The organism is Roseateles asaccharophilus (genome assembly GCF_004362405.1).
Classification (GTDB): domain Bacteria; phylum Pseudomonadota; class Gammaproteobacteria; order Burkholderiales; family Burkholderiaceae_C; genus Kinneretia; species Kinneretia asaccharophila.
In genome coordinates this window covers 33,655-53,749 of the sequence record NZ_SNXE01000009.1, presented here as the reverse complement: position 1 = coordinate 53,749, position 20,095 = coordinate 33,655, and the positions used below count along the sequence as shown (strand labels likewise).

At 69.5% G+C, this 20,095-nt stretch carries 17 protein-coding genes; 8 read left to right on the top strand and 9 right to left on the bottom strand.

All coding sequences use genetic code 11. The features are described from left to right. Genes tsaB through DFR39_RS16670 form a run of 5 tightly spaced genes read left to right on the top strand, consistent with a single transcriptional unit; the run spans position 1 to position 5,600 of the window. Entirely contained in the window at positions 1-708 is a 708-nt protein-coding gene (gene tsaB, locus DFR39_RS16690) for a tRNA (adenosine(37)-N6)-threonylcarbamoyltransferase complex dimerization subunit type 1 TsaB (protein ID WP_133604988.1), read from the top strand. Continuing rightward, a complete protein-coding gene (rimI, locus tag DFR39_RS16685; protein ID WP_133604987.1) occupies positions 705-1,205 on the top strand; it encodes a ribosomal protein S18-alanine N-acetyltransferase in 501 nt (166 codons plus the stop codon). Before tsaB ends, rimI begins: the two co-directional genes overlap by 4 nt. Then, positions 1,202-2,062 (top strand): uracil-DNA glycosylase, encoded by an 861-nt coding sequence (locus DFR39_RS16680; protein WP_133604986.1) that lies wholly within the window; start codon positions 1,202-1,204, stop codon positions 2,060-2,062. The genes rimI and DFR39_RS16680 overlap by 4 nt, the downstream gene beginning before the upstream one ends. Continuing rightward, a complete protein-coding gene (locus tag DFR39_RS16675) occupies positions 2,059-4,461 on the top strand; it encodes a putative bifunctional diguanylate cyclase/phosphodiesterase (RefSeq protein WP_133604985.1) in 2,403 nt (800 codons plus the stop codon). Before DFR39_RS16680 ends, DFR39_RS16675 begins: the two co-directional genes overlap by 4 nt. Before the next feature lie 53 nt (positions 4,462-4,514). Beyond that, positions 4,515-5,600, top strand: coding sequence for a class I SAM-dependent methyltransferase (locus tag DFR39_RS16670; protein WP_133604984.1), 1,086 nt, complete (start codon positions 4,515-4,517; stop codon positions 5,598-5,600). Positions 5,601-5,614: 14 nt separating this feature from the next. Here DFR39_RS16670 and DFR39_RS16665 read toward each other — a convergent pair whose 3' ends face one another. From DFR39_RS16665 to DFR39_RS16645, 5 genes are all read right to left on the bottom strand, one after another. Further along, on the bottom strand, positions 5,615-6,115 hold the full coding sequence (locus tag DFR39_RS16665) for a hypothetical protein (protein WP_133604983.1): 501 nt from the start codon (positions 6,113-6,115) through the stop codon (positions 5,615-5,617). A 106-nt stretch (positions 6,116-6,221) separates the two neighbouring features. Continuing rightward, positions 6,222-7,442 (bottom strand): multifunctional CCA addition/repair protein, encoded by a 1,221-nt coding sequence (locus tag DFR39_RS16660; protein WP_133604982.1) that lies wholly within the window; start codon positions 7,440-7,442, stop codon positions 6,222-6,224. A 38-nt stretch (positions 7,443-7,480) separates the two neighbouring features. Then, on the bottom strand, positions 7,481-8,164 hold the full coding sequence (locus DFR39_RS16655) for a glutathione S-transferase family protein (RefSeq protein WP_133604981.1): 684 nt from the start codon (positions 8,162-8,164) through the stop codon (positions 7,481-7,483). Positions 8,165-8,260: 96 nt separating this feature from the next. Further along, complete coding sequence (locus tag DFR39_RS16650) at positions 8,261-9,214, bottom strand: complex I NDUFA9 subunit family protein (protein ID WP_133604980.1); 954 nt, start codon at positions 9,212-9,214, stop codon at positions 8,261-8,263. After that, positions 9,211-11,190, bottom strand: coding sequence for a lytic transglycosylase domain-containing protein (locus tag DFR39_RS16645; protein WP_133604979.1), 1,980 nt, complete (start codon positions 11,188-11,190; stop codon positions 9,211-9,213). The genes DFR39_RS16650 and DFR39_RS16645 overlap by 4 nt, the downstream gene beginning before the upstream one ends. Positions 11,191-11,264: 74 nt before the next feature. Between DFR39_RS16645 and DFR39_RS16640 the strand changes: the two genes are divergently transcribed. Continuing rightward, positions 11,265-11,861, top strand: a complete 597-nt coding sequence (locus DFR39_RS16640) for a 5-formyltetrahydrofolate cyclo-ligase (protein WP_133604978.1) — start codon at positions 11,265-11,267, stop codon at positions 11,859-11,861. 12 nt (positions 11,862-11,873) lie between these two features. Here DFR39_RS16640 and DFR39_RS16635 read toward each other — a convergent pair whose 3' ends face one another. The 3 genes from DFR39_RS16635 to DFR39_RS16625 all read right to left on the bottom strand — a co-directional run bounded on the left by DFR39_RS16635 (position 11,874) and on the right by DFR39_RS16625 (position 15,746). Beyond that, positions 11,874-12,632, bottom strand: coding sequence for a TorF family putative porin (locus DFR39_RS16635; RefSeq protein ID WP_133604977.1), 759 nt, complete (start codon positions 12,630-12,632; stop codon positions 11,874-11,876). 2 nt (positions 12,633-12,634) lie between these two features. Then, on the bottom strand, positions 12,635-14,605 hold the full coding sequence (locus DFR39_RS16630; RefSeq protein WP_133604976.1) for a methyl-accepting chemotaxis protein: 1,971 nt from the start codon (positions 14,603-14,605) through the stop codon (positions 12,635-12,637). Between the two features lie 172 nt (positions 14,606-14,777). Beyond that, a complete protein-coding gene (locus tag DFR39_RS16625) occupies positions 14,778-15,746 on the bottom strand; it encodes a LysR substrate-binding domain-containing protein (RefSeq protein WP_133604975.1) in 969 nt (322 codons plus the stop codon). A 113-nt stretch (positions 15,747-15,859) separates the two neighbouring features. On the opposite strand from DFR39_RS16625, the gene DFR39_RS16620 reads away from it, so the two are divergent. Then, complete coding sequence (locus DFR39_RS16620; protein WP_133604974.1) at positions 15,860-16,210, top strand: DUF2917 domain-containing protein; 351 nt, start codon at positions 15,860-15,862, stop codon at positions 16,208-16,210. Between the two features lie 144 nt (positions 16,211-16,354). Next, positions 16,355-16,924, top strand: a complete 570-nt coding sequence (locus DFR39_RS16615; protein ID WP_133604973.1) for a 5-formyltetrahydrofolate cyclo-ligase — start codon at positions 16,355-16,357, stop codon at positions 16,922-16,924. An 18-nt stretch (positions 16,925-16,942) separates the two neighbouring features. On the opposite strand, the gene DFR39_RS16610 is transcribed toward DFR39_RS16615, so the two are convergent. Next, positions 16,943-19,744, bottom strand: coding sequence for a PEP-CTERM sorting domain-containing protein (locus DFR39_RS16610; RefSeq protein WP_133604972.1), 2,802 nt, complete (start codon positions 19,742-19,744; stop codon positions 16,943-16,945). Positions 19,745-20,095 lie beyond the last annotated feature (351 nt).

Sequence of the window (20,095 nt, the reverse complement as noted above, 5' to 3'; positions counted from 1 at the left end):
ATGAGTGTGTTGCTGGCCCTGGACAGTTCGACCGAGAGCATGGCGCTGGCCCTGAGTGCGCCCGCGGGCCTTTGGCTGCATGAAACCGAAGGCGGCCCCAAGGCCTCCGAAACCCTGCTGCCGGTGCTCCGGGAGCTGCTGGACCAGGCCGGACTGTCCCTGGATCAGGTCGATGCCATCGGCTTTGGCCGTGGCCCCGGCGCCTTTACCGGGCTGCGCACCGCCTGCGCCGTGGCCCAGGGCCTGGCCTTCGGTCTGGGCAAGCCCGTGCTGGCCTTGGACAGCCTGATGCTGGTGGCCGAGGATGCGCGCCAGCAGTCGGGGGAGCAGCTGAAGGAGTGCTGGGTGGTGATGGACGCCCGCATGGGCGAGATCTACGCAGCGGCCTATCGGCATGAGGGCCAGGGCTGGCGGGTTCTGAGTGCGCCGGCCCTCTACAGCCCGGCCAGCCTGCATGCGCTGTGGGCCCAGAGCCCGCCGTCCGCCCTGTGCGGCAGCGCCCTGGCCGTGTTCGAGGGGCTGAGCCCCGACCCGGACCTGCCGGTCTGGCCCCGCACCCGCTCGCGCGCCGCCGCCCTGGCGACGCTGGCCGCCTCCGCCTGGGCCCAGGGCCTGGGTGAAGCCCCCGAGCAGGCCATGCCGCTTTATGTGCGCGACAAGGTGGCTCAGACCACCGAAGAGCGCCAAGCCGCGCGGACGAGCCCATGAGCCTGAGTTCCGTGCAGGCCGAGCTGCTGCTGCAGCCCATGCAGACCGCCGATGTGGAGGCGGTGCTGGGCATTGAGCAGCGCGTCTATGAGTTTCCCTGGACCCGCGGCAATTTCATCGACTCCCTGGCCGCGGGCTATGCCGCCCAGGTGCTGCGCGCCGAAGACGGACAGCTGCTGGGCTACTTTCTGGCCATGGAGGGTGTGGGTGAGCTGCATCTGCTCAACATCACCGTGGCGCCCGAGTTCCAGGGCCAGGGTCACGCCCGCCGCATGCTGGATGCTTTGCAGGCCCAGGCCCGTCGCCTGGCCTGCGAGCAGATCTGGCTGGAGGTGCGCCAGAGCAATGCGCGCGCCCGCGCCATCTATCTGCGCTATGGCTTCACCGAGGTAGGGCAGCGCCGCGCCTATTACCCGGCCGCCCAGGGTCAGCGCGAGGATGCGGTGCTGATGAGTCTGCGCCTGGATGCCGCCGCGCACGGGGAGGGGGCCGCATGAGCTGGGACGAACGCCAGCGCGCCATGCTGGAGGCCATGGGCCTCAAGGTCTGGCGCGCGCCCGAGCCGGCTGAGGCCGTGCCTGCGTCCGCTCCGGTAGCGGCCGAGACGGCCGTGATGGAGCGCCCGGCGCCGGCGCCCGCCGCGGTGGCGGCGCCCGCGCCTGCGCCACGCTCGCCGGTCGCGGTGCCCGCCCCGGCACCGCGCGCGGTGGCCGAACTGCTGGCGCCGGGCGAGGGCCTGCCGCAGCGCGCCCCGCGGCCGGGCCTGGATCGCATTGCCGCCATGGACTGGCCGCAGCTGCAGGAGGCGGTGGCCGATTGCCGGGCCTGCAAGCTCTGCGAGGGGCGCAAGAACACCGTCTTCGGCGTGGGCCATGAGCGCGCGCACTGGATGATCGTGGGCGAGGCCCCGGGCCAGCAGGAGGACCAACAGGGTGAGCCCTTCGTCGGCCAGGCCGGCAAGCTGCTGGACAGCATGCTGCGATCCCTGGGCCTCTCCCGCGCCGAGGGCCCGCCGGAGCGCCAGGTCTTCATTGCCAACACGCTGAAGTGCCGCCCGCCGGGCAACCGCAATCCCGAGCCCGAGGAACTGGCCCAGTGCGAGCCCTTTCTGCAGCGCCAGATCGCCCTGGTGCAGCCGCGCATCATCCTGGCCATGGGCCGCTTCGCCGTGCAGTCCCTGCTGCGCAGCAACGAGCCCATCGGCCGCCTGCGCGGCCGGGTGCATGAGTACCAGGGCGTGCCCCTGGTCGTGACCTACCACCCGGCCTATCTGCTGCGCAATCTGGTGGACAAGGCGCGTGCCTGGGAGGATCTCTGCCTGGCGCTGGACACTTTGGAGCGACGCGGGCCATGACCGAGCCCGCCGCGCCCGCCGCCCCGGCTTCGAGCGAGCTCTGGGCCGCGCTGCCCGGCGCCGCGGCCCTGGTGGACCGGGCGGGGCGGGCCCTGCAGGGCAATGCGGCGTTTGAGGCGCTGCAGACCGAGTCCCCGGACTGGGCGTGGCTGAGCCGCGAGGCGCGGCAGGCGCTCCTGGCCCACTGGGCGCAGGCGGCTGACGGCGAGACCCGCCTGGAGCTGGCGTCCGCCAGCGGTGATCGCTGGTATTTGTGTCATAGCCGCTGGGAGGGCGCGCTGGGCGGGCACCTGAGCCAGTGGACCGACATCACGGCACTCAAGCAGGCCGGCTTGCAGGCGCTGGAGCAGGTGGCGCAGTTTCGGCTGCTGGCCGATCATGTGCCGGCCCTGATCGCCCTGTACCAGGCGGGTACGCACCGCTGTCTGTATGCCAATGAAGCCTATGCCCAGGCTTTCGGCCTGACGGCGCAGAGCATTCTCGGACGCCGCTTCAGCGAGATCATCGGTGAGCAGGCGGCCGACCTGGTGCGGCCCGTGGTGGAGGCGGTCGAGCGCAGCGGCAAACCCGGCTTCTACGAGCGCCAGCTGCAAGGGCCGGATGGCCGCAAGCGCTGGGTTGAGGCCCATGTGATCCCGCATCTGGATGCCGCCGGCGTGGTGCAGGCCGCCTTTGTGCAGCTGGTGGACATCACCCGGCATCGCGAGGCCGAGGCCGCGGTGCGCGATTCTGAGCTGCGTCTGCAGAAGTTCATGCAGGCCTCGGCCGAGGGCATCGTCTTCCATGTGGACGGTCTGGTCAGCGATGCCAACCCCGCGCTGTGCGCGCTGCTGGGCTATGAGCTCGACGAGCTGCGAGGCCGATCGACGCTGGACTTCGTCGCGCTGGAGGAAGTCGGCAAGGTGCGGCAGCTCATGCTGGCCGGGGCCGAGCTGCGCTATGAGTCCCGGCTGATACACCGCAGTGGCGAAGCCATCCATGTGGAGTTGATCGTGCGCAGCCTGTCCAGCGAGGGTGGGCAGCAGCGCATGGCCATCGTGCGCGACATCCGCGACCGCGTGGCCGCACAGCAGCGCATCCAGCACCTGGCCCACCATGATTCCCTGACCCAGCTGCTCAACCGCGCCGCCTTCATGGAGCATCTGGGGCCACAGATGGAACGGGCCCGCCAGCGCGGACATCAGCTGGCCCTGCTCTTCATCGACCTGGACAACTTCAAGCGCGTCAACGATTCGCTGGGCCATCTGGAGGGCGACAAGGTGCTCTTCACCGTGGCGGAGCGCATCCGCAACTGCCTGCGCAGCAGCGATCTGGTGGCGCGTTTCGGCGGCGATGAGTTCGTGGTGCTGCTCAACGATGTGCACCAGCAGGACGATGTGATGGTGGTGCTGATGGCCCTGCTCTCGGTGGTGGAGGTGCCGGTGCGCGCCGATGGGCGCGATCTCTCGGTCACGCCCTCCATCGGCGTGGCCATGTTCCCGCGCGACGGTGAGAGCGCGGAGGAACTGATCCAGCATGCGGACACCGCCATGTACCTGGCCAAGTCCCGCGGTCGTGCCAGCTACCAGTTCTTCGAGCACCAGATGGCCAGCCAGGCCTATGCCGATCTGGTGCTGGAGGCCGAGCTGGCCGAGGCCCTGACACATGATCAGTTTCGCCTGCACTACCAGCCTCAGGTGCATGCGCGCGATGGCCACTTGGTGGGCGCCGAGGCCCTGCTTCGCTGGCAGCATCCGCAGCGCGGCCTGCTCAGCCCCGATGCCTTCATCGAGGTGGCCGAGCGTCACCGCCTGATGGTGCCCCTGGGCGAATGGGTGATGCGCGAGGCGGTGCGCCAGAGCAAGCTCTGGCACGAGAGCGGACTGGCGCCCGTGCCCATTGCCGTCAATCTCTCTAGCATGCAGTTCCGCCTGGATCGCTTTGCCGACACGGTGCGCGAGGTGCTGGCCGAGGCCGGCGTGCCCGGCTCCTGGCTGGAGCTGGAGCTCACCGAGCGCATGCTGGTGGACGATCTGGAAGACACGCCCAGGACCCTGGCCGCGCTGCGCGCCTTGGGCCTGAGCATCTCCGTGGACGACTTCGGCACGGGTTACACCGCCCTGGCCCATCTGACCGAGCTGCCGCTGGACAAGCTCAAGATCGACCAGGGCTTTGTGGCCAAGCTGCCGCAGGACAGCGGGGCCATGGCCATCACCCGGGCGATTGTGCGCATGGCCAAGGACCTGGGCCTGAGCGTCAGCGCCGAGGGTGTGCGCAAGGAGCAGCAGCGCGCTCTGCTGGCCGAGTGGGGCTGCGATGCCCTGCAGGGCGATCTGGTCGGCAGCTCCATGTCGGCCGCGCAGTTCGAGGCCTGGCTCAGGCGTGCGCCCCGGCCCCTGCCGCCCCTGGCCTCCGACTGAGCGGCGCTCGGGCTCCGGCCGGGTGCGTCCGGCGGCTTTCTACAATGCCGCCCATGGATTTGCAGACCCTGATTCGCCAGACCCTCGCCGACGCCGGCGGCTGGATAGGCTTTGACCGCTTCATGGAGCTGGCCCTGTATGCCCCGGGTCTGGGCTATTACAGCGGCGGCCGCAACAAGTTCGGCCTGATGCCCGGGGCCGCGGGAGGCTCGGACTTTGTCACCGCGCCCGAGATGTCGCCGCTCTTCGGCCGCGCCCTGGCCTGCCAGCTGGCCCAGGCCCTGGAGGCCACCGGTACCGACACCGTGATCGAGTTCGGCGCCGGCAGCGGTGCCCTGGCGGCCCAGATCCTGGAAGTGCTGGGCGAGCGCCTGCAGCGCTACCAGATCGTGGACCTCTCGGGCAGCTTGCGCGCCCGCCAGCAGCAGCGCCTGGCCGCCTGGGGTGACAAGGTGCAGTGGCTGGACGCCCTGCCCGAACGCTTCGAGGGCGTGGTGCTGGGCAATGAGCTGCTGGACGCCATGCCGGTGCAGCTCATCCATTTCGACGGCCAGCAGTGGCAGGAGCGTGGCGTGGTCTGGGACGAAGCCAAGCCCGGCTTCGCCTGGGCCGACCGCGCCAGCGAGCTGCGCCCGCCGCTGGACGAGCCGGTGGACTTCGTGCCCGGCACCGTGACCGAGCTGCACGCCCAGGGCGAGGCCTTCATCCGCACCCTGGCCGAGCGGCTCACGCGCGGCGCCATCTTCCTGATCGACTACGGCTTCCCGGCCGCCGAGTACTACCACCCGCAGCGCCTGGGCGGCACCCTGATGTGCCACCACGAGCACCGCGCCGACCCCGATCCCCTGCTGCGGGTGGGCGAGAAGGACATCACCGCCCATGTGAACTTCAGCGGCATCGCGCTCACCGGCCAGGATGCCGGCCTGATGGTGCTGGGCTACACCAGCCAGGCCAACTTCCTGATCAACTGCGGCCTGGTGGACCTGCTGTGCACCAGCGATCTGGCCGGCCGAACCATGGCCCACCGCCTGATCACCGAGCACGAGATGGGCGAGCTCTTCAAGGTGGTGGGCTTTGCCGTGGGCGAGGGCTTCGACGCCCTGGGCTTCGCGGCCGGAGACCGCTCGCACATGCTCTGAGCGGCGCGGCCGGGCTACTGCTGCCCCAGCGTCTCGATGCGCTCGGGCTTCCCGTACTCGCTCAGCCGCACCTCGACGCCGCTGCCGCCGAGGCAGCGCAGGTCCTCGACGGTTTCGCGCTCGTAGTGTTCCAGCGTACGGGTGGTGTAGACCATGGGCAGCACCCGCTTCATCTCGATCACGTTGAACCAGGTGCTGCCGAAACCGCCGCTGTGCATGACCACATAGCGAAGCTGGTTCCCGCAGTTAACGGCGGCGGATTTCCGTTCTAGAACGCTTTTGCCCAAGACGGCAAGCACCATGGGCACCAGGGCGGCGATCACCAACACGGCTCCAAGCAAACGCAGGGCTCGCATCCATGCTGTCGCGGATCGGGGTTCGGCCAGCAGGCGAAACAACAAGAACAGCGTGGCGGCGATCCAGATGAATAGCAGCAGGCTGCTATCCGGGTCGCCCAGAGACAAATCGGGGCTGAGTGCAGCCATGCCGATGCCCGCATAGGCGACAAGTGCCATTGCTGTCGGAAGTAAGGCTTTCACGGAACTGAGCACTTTCTCAAGGACTTGCCTGTGTGGGCGGGCTGTGAGCATCCCAGCTCCAGCACGGCAGGACCATCCCTCTTTAGGGGAACTGGTTCAGCGCCTGCAGCCGCGCCGCCTGCACCGCGCGGCCTATGGCCGGACCGGTCTTGCCGGCGGCCAGGGCGGCGGCGCTGACGGCGCCCAGGTCCAGGGCCCGCAAGGCCTGCAGATCGCGCTGCAGGCGCGGGCGCTGCGGGTAGTCGCGGTCTTCCAGGCCCAGGCGGCCGCGGGCATCGCATTCGCAGGCCAGCAGCAGCTGCTCGAAGCGCTCGGGGCGGCGCCAGGCATCGCAGCGCTCCATCAGGCGCAGCCGGGCCTCGGGGCCGAAGCTGCCGCTCTGGTGCACATGGGTGTGCTCGCGGGCCATCAGCTCGGCCAGCTCGCGGCAGTCGCCGGGCACGCGCCAGCGCTCGCTCAGGCGCCGCGCCAGCGGCACGCCGCGGCCCTCATGGCCGATATGGCGGGGCAGGGCCTCGGCCGGGGTCAGGCCCTTGCCCAGATCGTGGCAGAGGCAGGCGTAGCGCACCGGCAGCGGCGCCGCCAGCCGCGCACACTGGTCCAGCACCATCATCAGGTGCACACCGGTGTCGATCTCGGGATGGTGGGCCTCGGGCTGGGGCACGCCGAACAAGCGTGCTATCTCCGGCGCCAGGCGCTCCAGGGCGCCCACCTCGCGCAGCAGCTCGAACATGCGTGAGGGCTGTGCCTCCATCAGGCCGCGGCTGATCTCCTGCCACACGCGTTCGGCCACCAGGGCATCGACCTCGCCGGCGGCCACCATCTGCCGCATCAGGTCCAGGGTTTCGGGCGCGACCGTGAAGTCGTGAAAGCGGGCGCTGAAGCGGGCCAGGCGCAGGATGCGCACCGGGTCCTCCGCAAAGGCCGGCGAGACATGGCGCAGCACCTTGTCGTGCAGATCGCGCTCGCCGCCATAGGGATCGTGCAGCTGGCCGGTCTCGTCGCGGGCCATGGCATTGATGGTGAGGTCGCGCCGTGCCAGGTCTTGCTCCAGCGTCACGTCGGGCGCGGCATGGAAGGCAAAGCCGTGGTAGCCCGGCGCGGTCTTGCGCTCGGTGCGGGCCAGGGCGTATTCCTCATGGGTCTGCGGGTGCAGAAAGACCGGGAAGTCCTTGCCCACGGGCTGGTAGCCCAGGGCCAGCAGCTGCTCGGGGCTGGCGCCCACCACCACCCAGTCGCGGTCCGAGGAGGGCCGCCCCAGCAGCGCGTCGCGCACGCTGCCGCCTACACAAAAGACTTTCATGCCCGCAAGTGTAGGCATGCAGGGCGGACGGGGGCTTCTCAGCCGCGGCCGCGGCGGTAGGGCTCCTCGAAGTCCAGGAAGTCCTGCTCGGCCAGGGCGTCGGCGATCCACTCGCGCACGCCGGGCGCCGCGATCAGGCGCTCCACATAGGCACGGCTGTTCTCGGACAGGGGCAGGGCGTAGGTACGCACCCGCAGGGCCACCGGCGCATAGAAGGCATCGGCCGCGCTGAACTCGCCAAAGAGGAAGGGGCCGCCGGATTGCTTCAGCGCCTCGCCCCACATGGCATCGATGCGCGCCAGATCGGCGTGCAGCTGGCGGCTCTCGGCCATATGCTTGGCGCCCACATCGGGCAGGGCCGCCTCGACATTCATGGGGCAGAGATTGCGCAGGGTGGCAAAGCCCGCATGCATCTCGGCGCAGAGGCTGCGGGCGCGGCTGCGCTGGCGCGCATCACGCGGCCAGATGGGCAGCTCGGGGTGGCGATCGGCAATGTGCTCGGTGATGGCCAGGGTGTCCCAGACCGCGAAGCCGTCGTCCTCCACCAGCACCGGCACCTTGGCCGTGGGCGTGTAGACCGCCAGAGCCTGGTAGAAGCTGGAGCCCGGCGTGAAGTCAAAGCGCAGCTTGCGTTCCTCGAAGGCAATGCCGAAGGCCTTGAGCAGCACCCAGGGGCGCATGGACCAGGAGGAGTAGTTCTTGTTGCCGATGATCAGTTGCATGAGGCCTGTCCCGTGAGTCGAGGCCTCATGCTAACGGCGTGCGGCCCGCCCGTGCTTGCCGATTCCTCATGGGATTGATGCGGCGGGAGGCCGGCCTCAGCGGTGCCGGGCGCGCCAGTCGTCCAGGCGCTCGCGCGGGTCGCGGCCCAGATAGTCGGGCGCCACCGCCTCCAGGTCGGCGGGGTGGATGCCCAGCTCGGCCAGGCCGGGCAACTGGCCGCTGGCCACATTGGGCACGCGCATGGAGTCCAGGTTGTCGCGCGACATCAGGGGCTCGCCCGGCAGGCACTCCATGGCCAGGGCCTGCAGCCGCGCCAGGGGCCCCGGCAGGGGCAGGATGGGGCGCTCATGGCCGCTGAGCCGGCCGGCCAGGCGCACGAGTTCCGCCAGGTGCCACTCGCGCGGGCCAGCGGCCTCGAACACCCGGCCCGCGGTGGCCGGCGCGTCCACAATGCAGCGCAGCAGGGCGCGGGCCACGTCCTCCACCCACACGGGCTGGAAGCGCGCATCGGCCCCGGCCAGGGGCATCAGCGGGAACAGGCCCTGCAGACGGGCGAAGAGGTTCAGGAAGCTGTCATCGCGCCCGAAGATCACCGAGGGACGCAGCACCGTGGCATCCGGCCGCGCGGCGCGCAGCGCGGCCTCGCCGCGGGCCTTGGAACGCAGATAGCGCGAGGGCGCCTGCTCGCTCACGCCCAGGGCGCTGACATGCACGATGCGGGTGTGCGCCGGGCACAGGCGCGCCAGGCGCTGCGGCAGCTGCACATGGGCGTGCTCGAATGCGGCTTCGCTGCCCTGCAGGATGGCCACCAGATTCACCACCACGTCCTGGCCCTGCAGCAGGCTGGCCAGTTGGGCATCGTCATGCACATCGGCGCCCAGCAGGGTCAGGCCGGGCAGGGCGCGCAGGGCCTTGGCCTTGTCGGGGTGGCGGCTGGGCAGGGTCAGGCGGGCGCAGCCGCCAAAGTGCTGCACCAGCTGCTCGCACAGGCTGCGGCCCACAAAGCCGCTGCCGCCGATGATGAGGATGGCAGGCTGTTCCAGGCTCATGGCAGATCCGATGTGGGGCCGCTGGCGGGGCCGATGGCGCGTCCCAGGCGGGCGCGCAACTCGGGAGCGTCCCCGCCCAGCAGCTGGGCATAGATGGTGGCGTTGGAGAGCACGCGCTTCACATAGTCGCGCGTCTCGTTGAAGGGAATGTTCTCGGCCCAGACCGCGGCGTCAAGACGTGGCCCCTCGCGCCAGCGGCGCGGGCGGCCGGGGCCGGCGTTGTAGGCCGCGGCCGCCATGGCCTGGGAACCGCCAAAGTCATCCAGCACCAGCCTGAGATAGGCGGTGCCGATGCGCAGATTGAAGTCGCGGTCGGTCAGCAGCTCGGGCTTGTAGGCCAGGCCCACCTTCTTGGCCGTCCAGCGCGCGGTGGCCGGCATGACCTGCATCAGGCCCGAGGCTCCCACATGGGAGCGGGCATCGGTCATGAAACGCGACTCCTGGCGGATCAGGCCGTAGACATAGGCCGGGTCCAGACCGGCCTCGCGCGCCTGCGGCAGCAGCTCCTTGCGGAAGGGCGTGGGAAAGCGCTGGTTCAGGTCGATCTCCTGGCGGGTGCGCTCGCTGGTGTTGATGCAGCGGTCCCAGACCTCGCGCTCGCAGGCCAGCTGGGCCGCGGCCAAGAGCTCCCGGTCGCTCATGCCGCGCAGGCTGAAGTTCCATTCGCGCACGCCCTCATTGCGCAGGCCCAGCTCGATCAGGCGCAGGGCGCGAGCCAGCCCCGGGTGGGCCTGGGCCTGGGCGCGCTCGGCGGCCGTGAGCGGGGCGGGCGCGGCGGGCAGGGCGGGGCGCAGGCCCAGCTCCTCGGCGGCCAGCTTGCCGTAGAAGCTCAGCGGCGAGGCCAGGCCCTGGAACAGGGCCTGAGCCTGGGCGGCCTGGGGCGAGCCGGCGGGGTGGCTGGCGCGCAGCATGCGGGCCTTCCAAAAGGCCCAGGCGGGATCGCGGGCCGCGCTGCTGCCTTCCTGCTGCTCCAGCAGGTCCACGGCCTTGAGCAGCAGGGCGGGGCGGCCGCGGCCTTCATCGGCGCGCAGTGCGGCACGGGCCGCCCAGGCCAGGGTCTCATCGCTCCACTCGGGGCGTTGGCGCCCCTGCAGGCGCAGGGCCTGCTCGTAGTGATCGGCCGCCTCGGGCTGCAGGCGCAGCGCGCTGACGCGGGCCACCTGGGCCCAGGCCCAGGCCGCCAGCTCATGAGGCAGCTGGCGCTCCCAGCGCTCGCGCAGCAGCTCGGCCGCCGCATCGGGCTCGCTGGCGGCGCCGCGCACCAGGGCCAGGGTGGCCAGCTCCTTGCGCAGCAGATTGTCCCCGGCCCCCTTGCGGTTCAGGTAGCGCAGCGGCTTGTCCTGCATGAGCTTGAGCTCGGCCTCGACGGTCTTGCCCAGCAAGCGGGCCGCCCCCTGCATGGCGCGCGGCCGGTTGGCCTCGGCCGCCAGGCGCAGCTTGAGCCAGGCATCCTCACGCGTGAGGCGGCCGGCTTCCAGCAGGGTGCTGGCCAGCAGCTGGCAGCCATCGTCGCCATCGCGCTGGGCCAGCCAGGTGGCGCGAGCCTCGCGGCGCACATCGCGGCCGGCCAGATGCTCGGTCAGCAGGGCATAGCAGCGCACCTCGCGGTCGTCGTTCATGCGAAAGCGTGGATAGTCCTCGGCAAAGTTCTTCCAGTCGCGGCGCTTGCCCAGCTCCAGCAGCCAGTCATTGCGCATGCGGTCCTCGACATAGCTGCCGGGCCAGCGGGCGTAGAAAGCCTCCAGGTCCGATTGCCGGGCCTCGGCCAGACGCAGACCGAGCAGCCAGTAATCCACCCAGGAAGCCAGGAGGTGCTGCTGGGATTGCGCCTGGGCATTGAGTTCGCTCAGGCGCTGCGCATCACGGCTGCGTTGGGCCTCCCGCGCCTGCAGCACCAGATCGCTGGAGTCCGTGTTCGTCTGGGCCTGAACGCCAGCGCCCAGACACAGCGCCGCCGCCAGGGCGACCAGCCCCATGATCCGCCCACCGATGCCGACCCTGCGCGCCGGGGCGCCTTCATATACTGCCAAGAACATCTTTGCTTTCCGCCATGAATTCCATGCCCAAGCCCCCCATCGACTCCCAGCCTGCCGACCCCGATCGGGCGGCCCTGCGTCAGCGTCTGCGTGAGCTGCGCCCGCAATGGCTGGGCAGCGAGGACGGGGCCTCGGCCCAGGAGGCTCTGGCCCGGCGCCTGGGCGAGCTCTTGCAGCAGCTGGAGCCCGAGGTGCTGGGCCTGTACTGGCCTCTTGAAGGGGAATTTAACGCAGGCGCTGCTTTCCTGCCGGCCTTCGTGCCGGTCGGGGTGCAGCTGGCCCTGCCTTATGCCTTTCGCGAGGGGCGCCGCATGGAGTACCGGCGCTGGGACGGCCATGCCGATGCGGGCGTGAAGGACGAGTGCGGCATCCCCAGCAGCGACGGTGCGCGCGTGACGCCCGATGTGGTGCTGCTGCCCTGCGTGGGCTTCAACCGCGCGGGCTATCGCCTGGGTTATGGCGGCGGCTACTTTGACCGTTGGCTGGCGGCCCACCCCGGCGTGACCAGCGTGGGCCTGGCCTGGAGCTGCTGCGAGGCCGAGTTCGCCGCGCAGGACCACGACCAGGCGCCCACCCTGATCCTCACCGAGCGCGAAGTGCTTTGCCCCTGAGTCTCGTGGGGGCTACCAACTCTTGCTGAGGGTCAGCGCCCATTGCGTGGGCCCCAGTCGCTTGACGGGCACGAGGCCTTGCGGATCGATGCTGTAGTTGGCTGAGGTGTAGAACTGGTCGCGATCCCAGGCGCGCGAGACGGTAAGCAGCAGGTTCAGACCACCATCCAGGGATTTGTTCAGTCCGAATCGCGCCTGCCGCCACCGGGCCTCGGGGTGCTTGCGAATCTGCCCGAAGCCGGCCTGCACCGGAAGTGTCCAGCCCTCACCCAGATCGGCCGTGTAGCCCAGCTCGAGATAGCTGCTGCCGCGCGCATCACTGAAGGTACCGAACCAGCGCTGTGTCAGTACCCAGTAGCCGTTGATGGACCAGGCGCCCTGGGACAGCCCGAGCTTGGCCTCGGCGTAGTCGTAGCGGCGATTGCCCACGAAGGGGGATGAGGAGCCTGGGTAAAGGTAGTAATAGGCTGCGGCGGTCCAGTTCAGACCGGCCATGCTGCCGGTCATGCCGCCATAGAGATCCACCTCCAGCGGACCATCGCGAAACTCCTTGGTGCTCAGCGTTGAGAACCAGAGGCCGGCAAAGAGTCCGCTGGGACGGATGTGGTCAATGCCCCCCTGCAGTGCGGGGCGTCCCCAGCTCTGGGTAAAGCCCCTGGAGACATAGTTGCTGGTCAAGGCCAGATTGGCCGATGTGCTGGGCGCCTCCTCGGCCGGGCTTGCCGCAGGGAATAGCACGACTACAGGCAGTATCACGGCAAGCTTGCGCATGTTCAGCTCCCCTCGTCCATGCGGAAGCTCGCCACCACCGAGCCGAGCGAGTCGGCCTGCTCGCGCAGCGAGAGCGCGGCCGCGCTGCTCTGCTCGACCAGGGCCGCGTTCTGCTGGGTCATCTGGTCCAGCTGAGCGAGCGCGGCATTGACGTCCTCGACACCTGCACTTTGTTCGCGCGTCGCGGTCGAGATATTGCCGACCAGGGATGCCACGCGGATGGCGGCCTGCACGGCCTCGTTCATGGTGTGCCCGGTCTTCGAAACCTCATGGGCGCCCGCACTGACCCGCTCGACCGAGTCGTTGATCAGGGTCTTGATCTCCTTCGCGGCACCGGCCGAGCGTCCTGCCAGCGAGCGCACCTCGCTGGCCACGACCGCAAAGCCGCGTCCCTGCTCGCCGGCGCGTGCTGCCTCGACGGCCGCGTTCAGGGCCAGGATATTGGTCTGGAAGGCGATCCCATCGATAACGCCGATGATGTCAGCGATGCGGCGCGAACTTTGCTGGATGGCCTCCATGGTCTGGACCACCCCGGTCACTTCTCGCCCGCCGCGCTGAGCCACCTCGCTGGCCTCAGCGGCCAGGCGCGCGGCCTCTTCCGCCGTTTGTGCGGTGTGGCGGACGGTGGAGGCAATCTCTTCCATGGCCGAGGCCGTCTTCTGCAGATTTGCCGCCGTCTGCTCGGTGCGTGCCGAAAGATCGGTGTTGCCGGTTGCGATCTCGCTGGAGGCCACCTGCACCGAGCCAGCGGTCGCGCGAATCTGCAGCATCGAGTCGTTGACCTTCTCGACAAAGCCATTGAAACCCTGGGCGATCTCGCCGAGCTCATCTCGGGATCTGACCCGCAGTCGGCGTCGCAGGTCTGCATCGCCGCTGGCGAGATCGCGCATGGCGCCTGCCAGATCCCGAAGCGGCGAGGTCAGCCGGTGCAGCAGCCCCAGCAGTATCACCATGGCCAGCCCGGCCAGCACGACGGCGGTACCGACTGCCCAGGCGACGAGCTCGCGTGCCACCGCCTTGGCCTCGCTCAAGGGGTAGTCCATGCAGATGCTCCAGGGGGCGATTTCCGGATGCACACGCACCGGCTCGCAGACATAGGCGCGGTCCCCGGTCTCGAAGGCGTGACTGCGTCCTGCTGCCACATCCGACAGCAAGGTCTTGGGCAGCTCCTCGGCTGGTTTGCCCAGCCGTGCGGACTGGGCGTGGGTGGCGTACAGCCCTCCGTTGGATAGCAGCGTCAGCTGGCCGCCGGGCAGGGTTTGCAGTTCGGCCAGGAGCTTGGAAAGCTGCTGCACGGTGAAGTCTGCACTCGCGGTGCCGCGAAACTGGCCCTGAATGAGGATGGGCGCCACCAAGGAGGCCATCAGCACGTCCTTGCCTTCAATCGGGTAGTTGTAGGGTTCGGTGAAGAAGGGTTTGAGCGTGCGCTTGGGAACGTCGTACCAGTCGTTGTCGCCGGGCCCCGTCCCGAAGACGATGGGCTCCACATGATGGCTGCCATCGCTGCGACGGGTCCAATAGGGCATGAAACGACCGCTGGCGTCAAAGCGCGGTTTCTGATCGGCAAACTCGGCGTCCTTGCCGTCCAGGGCATTGGGTTCCCAGGTCACCGCTGCGCCGATGAAGTCGGGCGCCTCGTCGAGCAAGGCGCGCGTGAGTTCGTCAATCTGATCGCGCGCCAAGGCTTGGTCGACCGACCGTGTGCGTGCCATGGACTTCGCCAACACCCGCACGGCGGACAGATTGGCCGCAATGCTCGTTTGCACGGCACCAGCAGCATTCTGGGTGCGGGCGCGGGCCAAATCATGGGCAGCTTGCTGCGCACTGAGGCTACTCTTCACGCCGATCACGGTGGCCGTCGTGGCCAGGCTCAGCAGCAGAAGCAGGGCGACGGTCAGTGCGATCTTGTGGCGCAGCGGCAGTCTTTGAAGCCGAGCGTAGGCGCTGGCGGAAGGCAGTGCATGTTCAAGCATGAGCTGGGTGCTCCCGAAGCTTGAGCCCAAGCCGGCGAATCGTGGTCGCTCTGCGCTTGCGATTCCTACCTGATCGTTAGTGGACGATCTCGCTTATCGCTTGCATGAGTAACTAGGGTTTTCCCTTGTTTTTCTGCGGGCTCGGCCTGCGGAGAGGGGCAGCCCCACGCGCTCAGTCCTGCTCGCCAATGTCCTGGCGCGACTGCCGGGCCTGCTCCAGCACCCAGGCGCTGAACTGCTGCACCTCGGGCCGGCCGCGGCCGTGGCGCGAGAGCAGCAGCCAGTACACAAAGGGACTGCTGGCGCGACCCTCGGGGCCGAAGGGTTCGATCAGGTCGCCGCGCTGCAGTTGCTCGCTCACCAGGGCCAGGCGGGCCAGGGCCACGGCCTGGCCGGCCAGGGCGGCCTGCACCTGCTGGTAGGTGAAGTTGAGGTACATCCAGCGGCGCGGCTGCAGGGTGGCCACGCCGTGCTCGCGCAGCCAGCGGCGCCAGCTCAGGTATTCGGCGCTGGGGCGCTGGTCATCCTCCTCGGCCAGGGTGTGGCCGGCGAGGTCGGCGGGCTGGCGCAAGGGCGGGGCCTCGCCCGTCGCCGCGCGCCCCGCCAGCCAGGGGCTGATGACCGGGGTCAGGGTCTCGCCAAACAGGCGCTGGGCCTCCTCGGCCCGACCCAGCTGCTCGGGCGTGGCGTAGCGCAGGGCCAGATCGATCTCGCCATCCTCCAGCTCCTCCAGCCCGTCATGGGCCGAGACGCGGATGTCGATGTCCGGATGCTCGCGCTGGAAGGCTTCCAGGCGCGGAATCAGCCACAGCGAGGCGAATGAGGCGAAGGTGGTGACATTCACCACCCGTCGCCCCTTGGACTGGCGGATCTGGCGCACCGTCCCGTCGAGCCGGTCCAGCACGGTGTTGACCGTGGCCTGCAGCGCGGCGCCATCGGCCGTCAGCTCCACATGCCGCGTGCCGCGCAGGAACAGGGTGCAGCCGATCTCCTGCTCCAGGGCCTGGATCTGCCGGCTGATGGCGGACTGGGTCAGGTGCAGCTCCTCGGCTGCGGCGCGAAAGCTCAGGCGCCGCGCCACGGCCTCGAAGGCGCGCAGGGGACCGATGGCGAGTGGGCGCTGGCGCAGCGGCTGATTCATGAGCGAATGGTATCAATCTGGCGCATGCATCTCATTGGACCGTGATTCGGGTTGACCCTAGCATTACCTACGCTTTCCCGGCCGTCCCGGGGGCATGCAAGGGAGTCGGAGTCATGAATTCGAAGCAATTTTTCCCGCCGGCCGCCCAGGCCTTGTGGAGCCTGGCGCGGGGCGAGGCCCTGAGTCTGGACATCGGCCCCGGACCGCGCGAGCTCAGCGTCAGCGCCGGACGGCTCTGGCTGACCCAGAGCGGTGAGCTGGAAGACGTCTGGCTCAGCCCCGGTCAGAGCGTGCTGCTGCGCAGCGGCGCGCGGGTGCTGCTGGAGGGCTGGCCCGAGGCGCAGTTCCAGCTGCTGGTGCCTCCCATTGCCTGCCCCGATTTGCTGCTGCGCCAGCTGGAGCGGCGCCAGCGGTCCGCCTCGGCGGCGGGTGCTGCCCTGGGCGGGGGGCTCGCGCCCGCCTGAGGCAGGCGGCGCTTCGGCGCATTTTTGGCGGACGCAGCCATCCATGACAGACCTCATAGTGGCCGGGGGCGTCCCGCCGCCACAATCGGGGCTGCCCCTCCACCGCCGGAGCCGCGATTGAGCCAGCCGCCGAATTCGCCCCTCATGCCCGACCGGGCCATCCTGCGCCAGAAGCTGATACGGGAGCGTCTCGACCTGCCGCAGCGTCTGGAGCGGGCCGAGCAATTGCAAAGCGTCTTGCGCGTCTGGCTGCTGCGGCGGCAGGAAGACACCATAGGCGCCTACTGGCCCATCAAGGGCGAGTTCGACCCGCTGCCGGCCCTCTACCGCTGGAGCGAGGCCAATCCGCGGCGGCGCATCGGCCTGCCCGTGGTCGACAAGGCGCAGGGCATGCTGCGCTTTCATGTCTGGTATCCGGGCTGCCCCATGGAGGAGGATGCCACTGGCATTCCCAAGCCTAAGGACACGGAACAGTTCCAGCCCCAGCTCTTGCTGCTGCCCTGTCTGGGCTATGGGCCTGAGGGCCTGCGCCTGGGCTATGGCGGGGGCTTTATGGGCCGCACCATCGCCGCCCTGCAACCGCGACCGGCCACGGCCGGCCTGGGCTTTGCCCATGGCTTTCTGCCCCTGCTCAGGCCCGATGCCGCCGATGTGGCGCTGGACGCCATGCTGACGGAGGAGGGGGTGGTCTGGGAGGCCATGGGGGCGGGCTGAGTACGCCCCGCCGCTCGTTCAGGCCGCTGCCGCGGATCGTCTCCGCAGGATCTGCGCCAGGCCCAGGCCGGCCAGCCACAGCGCCAGAGTGCTGGGTTCAGGCACCGGCGCCGAGACAAAGACCGCGGTACTGCCCGGGCTGTAGCTGAATCCCGTAATCACATAGTCCTGTGCGCTGGCACTGAAGCTGACCTGGCTGAAGCTGTCCACGCCAAGGGCTGCGGCCCCGCCCTGGCCATCGGACTGCAGCAGAAACTTGCCGATGTCAAAGCGCCCGGCCTGGCTGTTGAACGCCGTCGGGTCGGTGCCGCCCAGAAAGCGGAACTCCACCTTCAGGCCGGCCAGGTCCACCTGACGCCCGGCGCCAAACACCAGCTGGTCGGTGAGGTAGCCACCCTGGCCGTCGCTTTGCACCTCCAGCAGCAGTCGAGATCCCGTGCCGGCCTGGTAGTCGCCCTCGATGCGCAGGGTGCCGGGTGAGTTGCCCGGCGAGAAGATGCCGTGATTGACGACATTGCCCACGATGCTGCCGCTGCCGCCCAGAAAGCCGTTGCTGCCCACCACGATGGTGGGCGCCGTCAGGGTGCTGTTGAGCAGCACCAGGGTGCCGGTGCCGCCATCCTCGTCGCCCTGGGTCGTCTTGTTGCGACCCACGCCGATCCAGCCCGCGCTCAGTGCAGAGTTCTCCGAGATCAGCAGGGTGCCATCCGAGCCCTTGAGCCGGCCCACGAAGACTTGGCCATCGCCCACATCGACCGTGCTGCCGCCTTTGACCCGCATTAGCGCGCTGCCGTCCCGGGCCACGCTGAGTTCGGCCTTCCCGGGCGCGGCCTCGATACTCAGCCGGGAGCCATTGTTCAGGGTCAGGCTGCCATCGCCCAGCGGGCCCGGACCGGTGCCGCCGAGATACAGCCCCGCGCCCGCCGAACCGGGATTGGAGATCCTGAGCTGGGCGCCGTGGTCCAGGCTGGCCACGCCGATGCCGCCGGAGCGGCCCACGGACAGGGCCGCGCCCGAGAGGGTGCTGCCGGTCTGCTGCCCCTTGAGCTCCAGCGTGGCGCCGTCCACGCGCAGAACCCCGACGCCGCCGGAGCGGCCGACGATCATATTGGTGCTGCTGACCAGGGCCTGGTCGCTGATCGTCAGCTGACCATGGCTTTGTGGCCCATGCCCGATGCCGATATAGGCATCGCTACCGTCGAGCTTGATGGCCGAGCCCGCGCCACTGACCAGCGCGATGCCCTTGCCGCCGGGGCTGGAGTCGCTGGTGCCGCCTATGTAGAGATGAGTCCCGCGGGAATTGGCGACGGTGGAGACGGCCTTGCCCTCCAGCAGCAACTGGCCGCCGCCGGTGATGTTGAGTTCGCCGCTGCCGTCACGCCCTATGCGCACCCATGGGTTGTAGGCCTCGCCCGCGCCGCCGCCCGCGATCACAGACTCGGCGCGCAGCAGCACGCGGGAGTTCGAGCCCTCGATGCTCAGGCTGCCCGAAGAGGCTGCTTCGCGGCCGAGGTTGAGATGGGGCCCGTTGCCGCGTGCTTGGGTGGCGATGATTTCGACCTGGGCACCGTCGCGGACCATCATGCGGCCGTGGCCGTTGCGGCCCACATCGATCACCGCGTGCTGATCCCAGTTGCCAGTGGCCGCGACCGAGGCCATGCCATGCGCGTACAGGCGGCTTGCGGCGCCTTCCAGCACCAGTTCACCGAAAGAGGCGTCGCGGCCCACCACGGTGTACCAGATGCCCTCGATCACGCCACCCTGGCTGACTCTCAGCGCAGCGCTGCCTTGGCTGCGCCCGACTTGGAGCACCGAGGCATCGCCGCTGAAGCGCAGGGCGGAGCCCGGTCCTTCGACGGACATATCGCTGCGCCCGCCGCCGCTGCTGAGGTTGAGGTAGTTGTACTGGCCCGAGGGTCCGGCGATTTCCAGCACGCCACCCTCGGCCACCCGTATCGAGGCGGTGGCATTGCGATGGGTGGCGGCGTTGATGCCGGCCGCCGCGTTCTCCAGCGTTCCGCCCGTGATCAGCCAGCGCGAGCCGGCGCCTGCGACCGTGACATCGGCCATGCTGCGCTCGCTGCCCAGCGGGGAGGAGCCGCCCGGGCCCACACCCAGGGAGGCGCCGTCGGTGACCAGCAGCCCCCCGTCCAGCACATTGACCGTGCCGCGGCTGCTGCCCCCCGGGCTGCCGAAGGTGAAGCTGTCGATGGGCGGGCGGAACACCGCAAGATTCCCCACGACGAAAGCCCTGAGGAAGCTGGCCTGGGAGCCGGCGCCCGTGACCGTGAAGACGCCGGTGGAGCCGGCCGCGTTGCCGATGAAGTTGTTGCAGAAGTGGTTCAAGCCCAGACAGGCCGAGGCCTCGGCGCGGCCATCGAGTACGGCCCCGCCGGACACGGTCAGGCTGCCACGTCCCCACTCGCCCACCCCGAGCCGGTTGAGGCTGCCTTGCGATGTGCCATCGCCCACGAGGGACACCCGGGTGCCGGCGCCATCAATGAGCACGCTGCCCTCGCCCAGGCCGGCCGAGCTGGGGGCAATCATCAGGGCGCCGAGTCGTAGCTGGCTGCCGGCCTGCGCGGCAAAGCTGCCCGGTGCGTCGTGACCCACGAAGAGCGCGCTGTTGCCCAGGTCGGCCGGTCCGGCGCCCTGAGGCACCGGCAGATTGCCGGGCCAGACAAAGACTGCGCCGCTGTTGCTCATCTGCGCCTGCGCCACCTGCATCGGTAGCGACAGGAGCAGCAAGGCGCAGGCCGCGGCCAGCGGCGCGCGCGATAGGGGTTCAGAGGTGGACGAGATGCTGGGGCGAAAGCTCATCTTGGGCTCCGAGCTGATGCAGGTGCATCAGCCTGCCCGGGCCGGGCACGCGGGGGCATCCCTATGTTTGAGGATGTGGCGAGTTCGGCGCTGACTTGAGCCGCGGGCCCTGAGCTGCACTCATCGGCATTGTGGAAGACGACGGCGCCCTGGTGAGCTTGCGGGAGCAAAGTGGCGCGCTGCGCGCCCGCTGCAGCGTGAGTCGGCTGCCGAAGCAGGACAGGCGGGCTCCCACGACGGGCGAGTCGAGACGCCGCCCACACAGTCTGCACACGCAGCCCGGATTCATGCCACAGCGCCAGGCTCGCTACCCGACGCCATTCAGCGCGATTAGCCCTGTGCCTGACAGGG

Coding starts and splice junctions, on each gene's coding strand:
- tsaB (WP_133604988.1), top strand. CDS start 1: ATGAGTGTGTTGCTGGCCCTGGACAGTTCGACCGAGAGCATGGCGCTG.
- rimI (WP_133604987.1), top strand. CDS start 705: ATGAGCCTGAGTTCCGTGCAGGCCGAGCTGCTGCTGCAGCCCATGCAG.
- DFR39_RS16680 (WP_133604986.1), top strand. CDS start 1,202: ATGAGCTGGGACGAACGCCAGCGCGCCATGCTGGAGGCCATGGGCCTC.
- DFR39_RS16675 (WP_133604985.1), top strand. CDS start 2,059: ATGACCGAGCCCGCCGCGCCCGCCGCCCCGGCTTCGAGCGAGCTCTGG.
- DFR39_RS16670 (WP_133604984.1), top strand. CDS start 4,515: ATGGATTTGCAGACCCTGATTCGCCAGACCCTCGCCGACGCCGGCGGC.
- DFR39_RS16665 (WP_133604983.1), bottom strand. CDS start 6,115: ATGGCACTTGTCGCCTATGCGGGCATCGGCATGGCTGCACTCAGCCCC.
- DFR39_RS16660 (WP_133604982.1), bottom strand. CDS start 7,442: ATGAAAGTCTTTTGTGTAGGCGGCAGCGTGCGCGACGCGCTGCTGGGG.
- DFR39_RS16655 (WP_133604981.1), bottom strand. CDS start 8,164: ATGCAACTGATCATCGGCAACAAGAACTACTCCTCCTGGTCCATGCGC.
- DFR39_RS16650 (WP_133604980.1), bottom strand. CDS start 9,214: ATGAGCCTGGAACAGCCTGCCATCCTCATCATCGGCGGCAGCGGCTTT.
- DFR39_RS16645 (WP_133604979.1), bottom strand. CDS start 11,190: ATGGGGCTGGTCGCCCTGGCGGCGGCGCTGTGTCTGGGCGCTGGCGTT.
- DFR39_RS16640 (WP_133604978.1), top strand. CDS start 11,265: ATGAATTCCATGCCCAAGCCCCCCATCGACTCCCAGCCTGCCGACCCC.
- DFR39_RS16635 (WP_133604977.1), bottom strand. CDS start 12,632: ATGCGCAAGCTTGCCGTGATACTGCCTGTAGTCGTGCTATTCCCTGCG.
- DFR39_RS16630 (WP_133604976.1), bottom strand. CDS start 14,605: ATGCTTGAACATGCACTGCCTTCCGCCAGCGCCTACGCTCGGCTTCAA.
- DFR39_RS16625 (WP_133604975.1), bottom strand. CDS start 15,746: ATGAATCAGCCGCTGCGCCAGCGCCCACTCGCCATCGGTCCCCTGCGC.
- DFR39_RS16620 (WP_133604974.1), top strand. CDS start 15,860: ATGAATTCGAAGCAATTTTTCCCGCCGGCCGCCCAGGCCTTGTGGAGC.
- DFR39_RS16615 (WP_133604973.1), top strand. CDS start 16,355: ATGCCCGACCGGGCCATCCTGCGCCAGAAGCTGATACGGGAGCGTCTC.
- DFR39_RS16610 (WP_133604972.1), bottom strand. CDS start 19,744: ATGAGCTTTCGCCCCAGCATCTCGTCCACCTCTGAACCCCTATCGCGC.